This window comes from Flavobacterium urocaniciphilum (assembly GCF_900110615.1).
Classification (GTDB): Bacteria; Bacteroidota; Bacteroidia; order Flavobacteriales; family Flavobacteriaceae; genus Flavobacterium; species Flavobacterium urocaniciphilum.
In genome coordinates this window covers 24,631-36,439 of sequence record NZ_FOEI01000008.1, presented here as the reverse complement: position 1 = coordinate 36,439, position 11,809 = coordinate 24,631, and the positions used below count along the sequence as shown (strand labels likewise).

Genomic DNA, 11,809 nt, shown 5'->3' with positions numbered 1-11,809 from the left:
AATATGAAATTCAATACCAAAGTAATTCACGGAAATCAGCATCACGATCCAAGTACAGGAGCGGTAATGCCACCAGTATATCAAACTTCTACATTTGTACAAACGAGTCCAGGTGTACCTTTAAACGAATATGAATACAGTAGAGCTGCCAATCCAACACGTACAGCTTTAGAACAAGCGTTAGCAAGTATTGAAAACGGAACAAGAGGTTTAGCATTTGCTTCTGGATTAGCGGCAACGGATTCGGTTATGAAATTATTAAAGCCTGGCGATGAAGTTATTGCTATGGACGATTTATACGGTGGAACGTACAGAATGTTTGCAAGAATTTATCAAGAATACGGAATCAAGTTTCACTTTGTAGAAATGACTGATTATGCGAAATTCGAATCGTTAATTAATGCCAATACAAAGTTAGTTTGGGTAGAAACTCCAACCAATCCATTAATGAAATTAGCGGATATTGCTGAAATAGCAAAAATCACTAAAAAACACAACTTACTTTTTGCAGTTGACAACACATTTGCAACTCCTTATTTACAAAAACCATTAGATTTAGGTGCAGATATTGTTATGCATTCGGCTACTAAATATTTAGGCGGACACAGTGATGTTATTGCTGGTGCATTAATTGTAAAAGATGAAGCATTAGGTGAAAAATTACATTTTGCTCAATTCGCAACAGGTGGAACATTAGGACCAATGGACAGTTACTTAGTTTTAAGAGGGATCAAAACCTTACATTTACGTGTTCAAAGACATTGTGAAAACGGCGCTAAAGTTGCTGAATATTTAGTAAATCATCCAAAAGTGGATAAAGTATATTATCCGGGATTAGAAAATCATCCAAATCATGACATTGCTAAAAAACAAATGATTGGTGGTTTTGGCGGAATGGTTTCATTCACTTTTAAATCAGGTGCAAAAGCAGATGCTATTAAAATGTTGGAAAAAGTAAAAGTATTCACTTTAGCAGAATCTTTAGGTGGTGTAGAATCTTTAGCAAATCATCCAGCTTTAATGACGCACGCTTCAATTCCGGAAGACAAACGTAAAGAAATTGGAATTACAGATGATTTAGTTCGTTTGAGTGTTGGTGTTGAAGATATTTCAGATTTATTAGCTGACTTAGAACAAGCTTTTCAATAAGAACAAAAAATTATAAAAAAAAACCCAGCAATATGCTGGGTTTTTTTTTTGAGTAATTCTGATAAAATTTCATTATTTTATATAAAACAAACAATTTTATTACATATTTTATATAATTATAACAACATTTTTCACTAAAACCACAAAAAAAGTGTAAAAACTTCAATAATGATTCAAAAAACCTAATTTTTAATATTTTCGGCTTCAACTAATACTAAAAAAACACACAATTATGAAAAAAAAATTATTTTTTAGAAGCCTTTTATTAGGTGTTACATTATTCCCATTTTTTACTCAAGCACAAAGCGCTTTACATTTTGATGGAGTAAATGATGCTGTTACAACAAATTTTGGCGCTGTAGCTGGAAACAATGCTAGAACTATTGAAGCTTGGATTAAAACAACTGCTAATACTGATCCTGGAACAGGCGGAGTGCAAAACGTAATTTGCGATTGGGGTGCAAATGCAACTGGAGCACGTTTTACTTTCAATGTATTATTTGGAGGAAAATTAAGATTAGAAGTTGGAGGAAGTGGTGTAAATGGAAACATTGTAGTAAACAATGGTTTATGGCATCATGTGGCTGCTGTTTACAATCCGAGCGCTACTAATAAAGTTGCCATTTATGTTGATGGTGTATTAGATGTTCAAGGAAATTTTTCTACTTCTACAATCAGTACTGGTACAACTGTAAAATTTGCTGTAGCTAGACGCGTTGATAATATAAACTTTTTTTTAGGTTCCATAGATGAAGTAAAAGTTTGGAATGTAGCTAAAACAGGAGCAGAAATTGCTGCAAATATGAATACTGAATATTGTGCTACACAAACTGGTTTAATTGGTTATTATAAATTTAACAACGGAATTCCTGGTGGTAATAACACTACTAATACAACTACTTTAGATTATTCTGGTAATAACAATACTGGTACATTAGCTAACTTTAATTTTGTGGGAAGTACTTCAAATTATATTGCTGGTCCAACATTAACTTTAAGCACAATTGACGCTTCAGTTTCTGCTAGTGGTAATACTTTAACTGCTAATGAAGCAGGCGCCACTTATCAATGGGTCGACTGTAATAATGCTAACACTCCAGTTGGTGGAGCAACAAGTCAAGCTTTTACACCTGCAGTAGATGGAAGTTATGCAGTAATTGTAAATAAAAATGGTTGTATTGCAACTTCAACTTGTCAAAACGTAGTGTTAGCTTCGGATGATTTCCAATTAAACAATCAAATTAAATTATATCCAAATCCTTCAAATGGAATTATTAATTTAGATCTTGGATCACATTTTAATTCTGTAAAAACTACTGTTACAAATATTTCTGGACAAGTAATAATGGAACGAAATAATGAAAACATTGCTCAATTAGAACTGAATTTAAATGCTCCAAATGGCATTTACTTTGTTTCGGTTGTTGTTGACAATGCATTTACTAAAACATTCAAACTTATAAAAGAATAACAAAACATTCTGATAAATTTAAAAACCCAGTAATTCACTGGGTTTTTTTTATGTCTTTTCGATAAATTGTTAAAATTATCTTAACTAATTTATAACTCAGAACAAATCTCCTTTAAAAATTAAAATTCGTTATATATCTTAAAAATAATATAACAATTCGTAACAAATTTGTTCATTTATAACATTTTACAAAATTTTAAATTATGTACCTGTTTATTTTTTAGGGAAAACCTTAATGAATACTCAATTATACTCGAAATTTATTATCAAATACATAATTTGACAATTTTTAAGATATGCCGTAAGCAAAACAATGGTTGTCAGTGTGTTATGAAGTTGTAATTTTGCACCCACACAACACAATTATGAAAAAGCTCTTATTATCTATCGTAATTTTTACGATACAATTACAATTTTCTTACAGTCAAGTAGGTATTGGAACTACAAATCCTAACGCATCTTCAGCATTAGACATTAACAGTTCAAATTCAGGATTATTGATCCCAAGAATCAGTTTAACATCAACTACAGATGTAACTACAATTACTAATCCTGTTACAAGTTTATTGGTTTACAATACTGCAACAATTTCAGATGTAATTCCAGGTTTTTACTTTTGGGATACTAAATGGCATTTATTTCAAGATTCATCAATGTCTAATCATTGGAAAATAGGTGGAAATGCAATTTCTAATGGAAATTTTCTTGGAACTACAAACTACCAAGACTTATTATTAAAAGTAAACAATGGTACTGTTGCAAAATTTGATAAAAATTCAAGCATTACATTTGGAACAAATTCAAGCATTACGACTGGTGTAAGCAACGCTATGATTTTAGGAAATAATGCTGCAATTTCTTCTCCATATTCTATTGCGATTGGAAATCAAACAGCAGTTTCTGGACAATATGCAACAGCTATTGGTTATCAAGCGAAAACGTCACAAGATTATGCTATTGTTTTAGGAACTACAGACACGTATTCTAAAGTAGGTATTGGAACATCTTCACCAGATGAAAAAATACATATTGTTGGAAACATTAAAATGGTGGATGGAAGACAAGGTGAAGGAAACATTTTACGTTCTGATGCTAATGGAAAAGCTAGTTGGGAAACTATTGATGATTTAATTATTAGATTGAATCCACAATTAGAAAAATACGGAGAACTTTTCAGAAGTACTAATGGTACTTTAACAGCTGGAAATGATGTTACGTATGGTACAACTGGACCAAATTCTGGTGTAACTATGGCTTCAACAAGTATTAAAGTAGTAACACCTGGAGATTATAAAATAATTTATACTGTAAACTTTTCAAGAGGTAGTGCTAATGGAAATCATACTTTTTATTTAAGAAAAAACAATACAAAAATTGCAGGTTCAACTGTATTAAAAAGTGCTTATAATGGCGATTTAGATACCATTACTAAATTAAAAATTGTAACACTTGCTGCAAACGATACAATTACTCTTTATTATGATGCTGGAGATCCAATAACTTTGTATGAAGGAACTTCATTAAGCGTTGAATTGATAAAGTAAAATACTATAATTAATTTATTTTAAAGTTTAAATTTAATTTCTAGAAAAAGCTGTCCTTGCGGACAGCTTTTTTGTTTTTATACTCGTAATACCTCATCGTCGGATAATAATTTCTGCAAACGCAATTTCAAAATGATTTGGGCCACAGCAATTACATCTTTTTCGCAATAGGTTGCGATTCTATCGATGTCTTTTTCTTTGTAAAACACTTTGGCAACTTCACTCCCATCTATATCGTCTTTAGGCGAAGGAACACCCAATACTTTTGTTAATAATTTTAAAGATGTAAAATGTTTATAATCGCCAAATTTCCATAATTCTAGAGTATCTAAATGAGGAACTTCCCAAGGTTTTTTACCCATTAAATTCAACTTGGTTGGAATTTTGATTCCATGAATTAACATTCTTCGTGCAATAAAAGGTAAATCGAATTCTTTTACATTATGCCCACATAATAAATGTTGTGGCAAACTAAAATGATTATTAATTAAATTTGAAAATTCGATTAACAATCGTTCTTCATCTCCTTGAAATGTGGTAACTCTAAATTGTCTTTCCCCACTTTTTTGGGTGAAAAATCCAACCGAAATACAAATGATTTTTCCAAACTCAGCCCAAATTCCAGCTCTTTCGTAAAACTCTTCAGGAGTAAATTCGTCTTTGCGTTGGTATTGTGTTTTTAAAGCAAATAATTCTTGAAAATCATCGTCTAATTCATTAAAATTTTCGACTTCAGGTACAGTTTCAATATCTAAAAACAAGATATTTTCTAATTGAATGGCGTTTAACATATTAAATTTATTGGTTGATAATTATTTCTTTTTTTCGAGCATTTTATACGCTTCTTCTACATATACATATAAATCGTTACTATGCGGATCGGTTTTAGTTTGCAATCCTTTTAAATGACCCAATCGAACAATAATTAAATCATCTTCCGGAATGACAATTACAAACTGACCTAAATGACCACGCATGTAATACAACTTTTTTCCTTTAATTGTGTGCAGCCACCAACCGTATCCATATTCTGGACTTTCAGCAAAACGTGGTTGAATGGATTTCGCCACAAATGCACTATCTAAAATTTGTTTTCCGTTCCATTTGCCGTGTTGTTTGTACAATCTGCCAAAACGTGCAAAATCTCTTGCGTTACTGGCAATACAACAATAGGCTTTTTCAATTCCAGTATCTGCTTCATCCAATTGCCAAAGGGCATCATTTTCAGCTCCCATTGGTTGCCAAAAACTTTCTGAAACATAATCCGACAAATATTTACCTGTAGCTTTTTCAATACACATGGCTAACAACTGAGTGTTACCACTTAAATATTTAAAGTGTTGACCTGGTTTTTCTTTTATGTCTAATCCTAAAATGATGTCTTTTAAATTATCATCAAAATACGCTTTTGTAACTATAGAAAACGGACTATAATATTTTTCATCCCAACTTAAACCAGAAGCCATAGAAGATAAATCGCCAACCGTAACTTCTTTCGCAAATTTACCTTTTAGCTCAGGAAAAAAATCAGTTACTTTTTGATCTAAACTTTTAATTTTTCCTTCCATAATGGCTTTACCTAAAGCGGCAGAAACCACACTTTTGGCAATAGAAAACGAATTCGATTTTGAATCTTTACCAAAACCATCATAATAACTTTCATGCCAAATACTATCATTCTTGATGATTAAATAAGCAATTGTTTGTAATTCGTTATGTGTTTTATTTAGTGTTTCCGTTGATGGAACAGAATTGTATTCCTTTGAAATGGCCCAAGGTTGACCCACGCCTTTTTTTATGGTACGATTTGGAAATTCTTTATAATCCTCTAAAAATGCAGTAGTGTACCCTTTAAAATATATAGTTCTAACGGCACGTAATAAATAATCGACATCAAAAATATACATCAAAATGATGATACTACTGAAGATAATGATAAACCATTTGAAGATTTTTAAAAGCAATTTCATAGCAGAAGAATTTAATAGCAAGATAAGAAATTTTTAAAACAAACTTTGTTGTTTCACGGGATTTTCATGCTTCAACAACCATTTTTTTCGCCATAATCCGCCAGCATAACCTGTTAAAGAACCATCGGAACCAATTACACGATGGCAAGGAACCACAATCCAAAGTGGATTTTTACCATTCGCATTAGCAACCGCACGAATCGCTTTAGGATCGCCCAATTGGTTGGTAATTTCTTGATAGGAAGCTGTTTTCCCGTATGGAATTTTTAGTAATTCCTCCCAAACTTTCTTTTGAAATTCGGTGCCTTTTGGATTCATTTTGAAAGTAAAAACAGTTCTGTTTCCATCAAAATATTCATGCATTTGCTTAACAACTTCTGTAAATAAATCAGGAATCGTTTCTGTCAAAAGTATTTCATTTGAAGTAATTGAAATTTTAGAAATTCCCGTTTCATCTCCTTCAATTAGCACAAATCCGAGCGGACTATTTATTACAATTTTTTCCATAAAAAAATCCCGACAAGTAAACCTTATCGGGATTAAATATATAATAATTTTTTAAATTATTTTGCAGGAGTAATTGTAGCAGGAACTTCATTTACTTTAACTGTTCCTTTGAAAGTTAAAACTTTAGGAGCAGCATTTTCTTCACTAGTTCTAATAGTAACAGTTTTTTGGAAAGCACCACCTGCTGCAGCGTTATAAGTTGCAGTAACTGTACCTTTTTCACCTGGTTTAACAGCAGTTTTTGTATAGTTAGTTGCTGTACATCCACAAGCCGCTTTTACATCAGTTAATGTAATATCTTTGTTTGATGTATTTGTAAATGTAAACTCATAAGAAACTGGTTTACCTTGCTCGATAGTACCAAATTCATGAACTTCTTTGTCCCATTTTAATTGAGATGGAGTTTGAGGTGTTTGAACTGCAGTTGGAGTAATTGTTCCTGTAACTGGAGTTTTAGGCTCTTTTAATTGTGCAAAAGAAGCAGATGATACTAATAATGCAAAAGCTAGTAATTTTAAATTTTTCATAAGTATTTTGTTTTTAAAGTTTATAATTTTGATATAGCAAATGTATTTATTTTTTTATTTAATGCTGTTAATCAGTTATATTTATTGTGTTAATGACTTGTTAATGATTCATTTCGCTTTAAAAATTGTTATAATATCGTTGAAAATTTAAAGCAAGAATACTAAAAATAACAAAATATAATTTATTGGTATCGCAATGTATAAAAAATTCAACTAACTAAGAATCATTTAAAAGCGATAACATTGAATAATTAAAAAAGAGTAAAACCAAATATGAAACTTTCAAGATTTAATATAGTAATTGTAATCGGATTTCTGGCAATTGTTGGAGTAATCATCATGCAATTATTTATTATTAGTAATGCACGAAAAATTGCTAAAAAAGAAACTGAAGATAAAATCTTTTTTGCTTTACAAGACGTATTAGAAAAATTATATAAAGACAACCAAACCGGATTGTTGGTTTCTAATCAGGTAGAAAGAATTTCAGAAAACTATTTTACGGTTAACGTAAATTACGAATTTGAAAATACTATTTTAGAACATTATTTGATTTCCGAATTTCAGAAAAAAAATCTGGATTTAGATTTTGAATATGCGATTTACAATTGCTCTTCCGATCAAATGGCATTTAGCAATCACATTAATAGTAATGGAACAAAAGAACCTATTAAATGTCCAACTTGTTTTACCAAACAACCCGAATACACCTATTATTTTGCCATTCGTTTTCCGGATATTGAAAAGAATTATTTCAAAAACTTGAGTCAGTATTGGATCTTTACGTCTGTTTTATTCTTAGTACTAATCATTTATGTGTATTCCGTGTTATTGATGTTGAAACAGAAAAAATACACCGAATTACAAAAAGATTTCATCAATAACATGTCGCATGAATTTAAAACGCCATTAGCTTCCATATTGATTGCGTCTAATTATGTGAAACAGCAAAACGAGATTAAAGAAAACCCAAAGCTTTCTAAATACAATCAAATTATTGTCAATCAAACCAATAAACTGAACGAACACATTGAAAAAATCTTATATGTGGCCAAAACGGAAAGTAAGCAAATGTTAATTGATAAATCGAAATTCGAATTAAAACCGGTTTTAGATTTGGTAAAAGACAACATCAAATTAAAATACGATAAGAAAATCGACATCAATATAAATGTGGACAAAGCTTATAAAATCAACGCCGACGAATTTCATATTTATAATATTGTATTCAATTTAGTAGATAATTCGGTTAAATATTGTGAATCGAATCCGAAAATTGAAATTAATGTTCATGAAAAAAACAAACAACTTCTTATTGAAATAAAAGATAATGGTTGCGGAATTCCGCCAAAAGATTTACCTTTCGTGTTCGATAAATTTTTCAGAGTTACAAGAAAAGATATTACCAATATTGAAGGTTTCGGAATTGGATTGTCTTATGTAAAAAAAATATGTGAATTACATAAATGGAAAATTGCTATCGCAAATAATATCGATAAAGGAATAACAGTTACCATTCAAATTAATCAGAAAGATTATGCATAAAAAAAAGGTTTTATACGTTGAAGATGAAGAAACATTAGCGTTTTTAACTTCCGACAATTTAGAACAACACTTTGATGTGGTGCATTGTACCAATGGAAAAAGTGGTTTGGAAACATTTTGTAAAAACCAATTTGATATAGTTGTTACTGATATTATGATGCCCGAAATGGACGGATTCGAATTGGCAACGGAAATTAGAAAGCGCAATCAGGAAATTCCGATTATTTTTTTATCAGCGAAAACCATGAAAGAAGACCGAATTAAAGGTTTGAAATTGGGCGCCGATGATTATTTAGTAAAACCCTATTCTATTGAAGAACTAATTTTAAAAATTGAAGTCTTCTTACATAGAAGTCAGAAAAACACGGAAAAAACAATCAAAAAATATGAGTTTGCAGGTTTTGTTTTTGAACCAGAAAACTTTCTAATTAAAAACGAAACGTCTAAAACTACACTTACAGAACGCGAAGCCCAATTGCTAAAATTGTTTTTAGACAATCCGAATACCGTATTAAAACGCGAAAAAATCCTAATGGAACTTTGGGGATCTGACGATTACTTTTTAGGCAGAAGTTTAGATGTTTTTATATCTCGTTTGCGAAAAATCTTTAAAGAAACACCGAGTTTGTCAATTGAAAATATTCCTAGAGTTGGATTTAAATGGGTGAGTGAGTAGAAATTACACAAAACAATACACACCAATAAATTACACTAAACTAACCATCAAGTTTAAACGCCCAGTTTGTCATCCTGAAAGGATCTCATGCAAACTAAGTTGAGACGCTTTCAGCGTGACAAACATTGTGGTTAATTACTTTCATCAACATTTGTAGAATCCGAAACCTGCTAGCGCGGTTTTGCAATCCATGCTAAATCATTCAACACTAGTTGAATCCGAAATTTGTTCATTTTCTGGCTTTTCTTTCGTTTTCTCCTTAAATTCCTCATACCATTTTTCGATACTAGGATACATCATTTTAGAAACTTTTTGAATAGGATTGTAAAAAACCGAATTGTTCAACGTTTCTTCTTTTACCAAGATATTATTAATGTTGATTTTCTGAAACAAACTAATCACCACACTTAACATTAAAATGGTTTTCAACAAACTAAAAACCGCTCCGCCTAACTTGTTTAGCCAGCCTAAATGTGCAAAACTGAACAAACCTGTGAAAAATTTCGCCAATAAATGAATGGCAACAACAACCAATAAAAAAGTAATTGCAAAAGCAATAATTTCAATGTATTTCGGATTGGTTTTTAAAACATCTTCTAACCCTAATCGAACAACATAAGAAAACTTAATGGCCACAAAAATTCCAACGATTAAAGAGGCAAAAGAGGCAATTTCTACAAAAAGTCCATTTTTCAAACCATTATACAAAGCATAACCTAGTAAAGCTGTAAAAACAATATCGATAAATCCCATAATTCTATTTTTCTAAAAACAAATCTACAAAAAGCCATCCTCAAATACTATCTTTGCCAAAAAACAAAACAGAAATGTCTAGAGATACACAATTAAAAGAACGCTGGGAAAAAGTGGTGACTTTTTTATCTGAAAAGTTTGCCGATGGAGACGAAATGGATTTAGATGCGATTATTTATTTAATTGGCGTTCAGGAATTAGGTAAAATCAATACCACTTTCAAAAAAGACGAAAAAGTAAACTTAATGCATATTGCTATTTGCAAATTATTAGAACCTTATGGTTATTATGAATTTGAATTTTTCGACAAAGAAGGTTGGCCACATTATAAAGTAGTAAAAGAATTACCGCCTTTAAAAGCTGGTGAACAATCGGTTTTAATGAAAGAAGCGATTGTGAGTTATTTTTTAGAAAAAGAGATTATTAGTTAGTATTCAGTGTTCAGATTTTAGTGTTCAGTTTAAACTAATCACTCATCACTTTTCACTTTTCACTAAAAAAACCTATTTTTGCAGACAATTACCATTTTACAATGATAAAAGAAATAAAAAAACATATTAAAGAAGCTCAAGCTTTTACAACTGAAGACAAAGCTACTTTAGAGGAATTCCGTATTAAATACTTAGGAAGCAAAGGATTATTGAAAGATTTCTTTGCCGAATTTAAAAACGTACCTAACGAAGAAAAGAAAGAATTTGGTCAGGTAGTTAATGAATTAAAAAATACGGCTGAAGAAAAAGTAAAAAGCATACAAGAATTATTAGAATCTAAAACAGAATCGGTAAACTTGTTTGGCGATTTAACGCGTCCGGGAAGTCCGATTAACATTGGTTCTCGTCACCCAATTTCTTTGGTAAAAAATCAGATTTTAGATGTTTTTTCTACAATTGGATTCAATGTTTCTGAAGGTCCAGAAATTGAAGACGATTGGCATAACTTTACTGCTTTAAACTTACCAGAATATCATCCAGCACGTGATATGCAGGATACATTTTTCATTCAAACGAATCCAGATGTGTTGTTAAGAACGCATACTTCTTCTGTTCAGGTAAGATACATGGAAAACAACAAACCGCCTATTAGAACGATTTCTCCAGGAAGAGTTTTTCGTAATGAAGCGATTTCGTCTCGTTCGCACTGTATTTTCCATCAAGTGGAAGGATTATATATTGATAAAAATGTTTCGTTTGCCGATTTGAAACAAACGTTATTATATTTCACAAAAGAAATGTTCGGAAAATCTAAAATTAGATTACGTCCGTCATACTTCCCTTTTACAGAGCCAAGTGCAGAAGTAGATATTTATTGGGGATTAAAAACCGAAACCGACTACCGAATTACAAAAGGAACCGGTTGGTTAGAAATTATGGGTTGCGGAATGGTTGATCCTAATGTTTTGAAAAACTGTGGAATCGATCCGAATGAATATACAGGTTACGCTTTCGGTATGGGAATTGAAAGAATTGCCATGTTATTGTACCAAATTGGCGATATTAGAATGTTTTATGAAAACGATGTTAGATTTTTAGAACAATTTAAATCTAGTTTATAATAAAAAAAGCTCAGCGAATGCTGAGCTTTTTTGTTAATATATTTTACTATATGAAAGATTCACAAGGTATCATATAGTTATTCTAATTTGATACACTACCAATTATACCAAATAT

The 11,809-nt window shown here is 31.0% G+C and carries 12 protein-coding genes; 7 read left to right on the top strand and 5 right to left on the bottom strand.

The genetic code is table 11. The features are described from left to right. Window positions 1-3 precede the first annotated feature (3 nt). The 3 genes from BMY86_RS11785 to BMY86_RS11775 all read left to right on the top strand — a co-directional run bounded on the left by BMY86_RS11785 (window position 4) and on the right by BMY86_RS11775 (window position 4,164). Window positions 4-1,149 (top strand): cystathionine gamma-synthase, encoded by a 1,146-nt coding sequence (locus BMY86_RS11785; RefSeq protein ID WP_091469654.1) that lies wholly within the window; start codon window positions 4-6, stop codon window positions 1,147-1,149. Between the two features lie 232 nt (window positions 1,150-1,381). After that, a complete protein-coding gene (locus tag BMY86_RS11780) occupies window positions 1,382-2,620 on the top strand; it encodes a LamG-like jellyroll fold domain-containing protein (RefSeq protein WP_091469651.1) in 1,239 nt (412 codons plus the stop codon). A 365-nt stretch (window positions 2,621-2,985) separates the two neighbouring features. Then, on the top strand, window positions 2,986-4,164 hold the full coding sequence (locus BMY86_RS11775; RefSeq protein ID WP_091469648.1) for a hypothetical protein: 1,179 nt from the start codon (window positions 2,986-2,988) through the stop codon (window positions 4,162-4,164). Between the two features lie 77 nt (window positions 4,165-4,241). Here BMY86_RS11775 and BMY86_RS11770 read toward each other — a convergent pair whose 3' ends face one another. From BMY86_RS11770 to BMY86_RS11755, 4 genes are read right to left on the bottom strand one after another with little or no spacing between them, the layout of a single operon-like run. Next, window positions 4,242-4,955: a 3'-5' exonuclease gene (locus tag BMY86_RS11770; RefSeq protein ID WP_091469645.1), complete on the bottom strand. Its 714-nt coding sequence runs from the start codon at window positions 4,953-4,955 to the stop codon at window positions 4,242-4,244. Between the two features lie 21 nt (window positions 4,956-4,976). Beyond that, the gene (locus BMY86_RS11765; RefSeq protein ID WP_091469845.1) at window positions 4,977-6,134 is read right to left on the bottom strand and encodes a serine hydrolase domain-containing protein; all 1,158 of its coding nucleotides are present in this window, start codon (window positions 6,132-6,134) and stop codon (window positions 4,977-4,979) included. A 33-nt stretch (window positions 6,135-6,167) separates the two neighbouring features. Beyond that, complete coding sequence (locus BMY86_RS11760; protein WP_091469643.1) at window positions 6,168-6,641, bottom strand: methylated-DNA--[protein]-cysteine S-methyltransferase; 474 nt, start codon at window positions 6,639-6,641, stop codon at window positions 6,168-6,170. A 56-nt stretch (window positions 6,642-6,697) separates the two neighbouring features. Further along, window positions 6,698-7,168, bottom strand: coding sequence for a DUF1573 domain-containing protein (locus BMY86_RS11755; RefSeq protein ID WP_091469640.1), 471 nt, complete (start codon window positions 7,166-7,168; stop codon window positions 6,698-6,700). Window positions 7,169-7,441: 273 nt separating this feature from the next. Between BMY86_RS11755 and BMY86_RS11750 the strand changes: the two genes are divergently transcribed. After that, entirely contained in the window at window positions 7,442-8,713 is a 1,272-nt protein-coding gene (locus BMY86_RS11750) for a sensor histidine kinase (protein WP_091469638.1), read from the top strand. After that, window positions 8,706-9,389: a response regulator transcription factor gene (locus BMY86_RS11745; RefSeq protein WP_091469634.1), complete on the top strand. Its 684-nt coding sequence runs from the start codon at window positions 8,706-8,708 to the stop codon at window positions 9,387-9,389. Before BMY86_RS11750 ends, BMY86_RS11745 begins: the two co-directional genes overlap by 8 nt. Window positions 9,390-9,587: 198 nt before the next feature. Here the strand turns inward: BMY86_RS11745 and BMY86_RS11740 are convergent, their stop codons facing one another. Continuing rightward, the gene (locus BMY86_RS11740) at window positions 9,588-10,142 is read right to left on the bottom strand and encodes a CvpA family protein (protein WP_091469630.1); all 555 of its coding nucleotides are present in this window, start codon (window positions 10,140-10,142) and stop codon (window positions 9,588-9,590) included. Window positions 10,143-10,216: 74 nt separating this feature from the next. Here BMY86_RS11740 and BMY86_RS11735 point away from each other — a divergent pair, with 74 nt between their 5' ends. Both BMY86_RS11735 and pheS read left to right on the top strand, forming a co-directional pair. Further along, the gene (locus tag BMY86_RS11735; RefSeq protein ID WP_091469627.1) at window positions 10,217-10,573 is read left to right on the top strand and encodes a hypothetical protein; all 357 of its coding nucleotides are present in this window, start codon (window positions 10,217-10,219) and stop codon (window positions 10,571-10,573) included. Between the two features lie 101 nt (window positions 10,574-10,674). After that, window positions 10,675-11,694, top strand: a complete 1,020-nt coding sequence (gene pheS, locus BMY86_RS11730; protein WP_091469624.1) for a phenylalanine--tRNA ligase subunit alpha — start codon at window positions 10,675-10,677, stop codon at window positions 11,692-11,694. The last annotated feature ends 115 nt before the right edge of the window (window positions 11,695-11,809 follow it).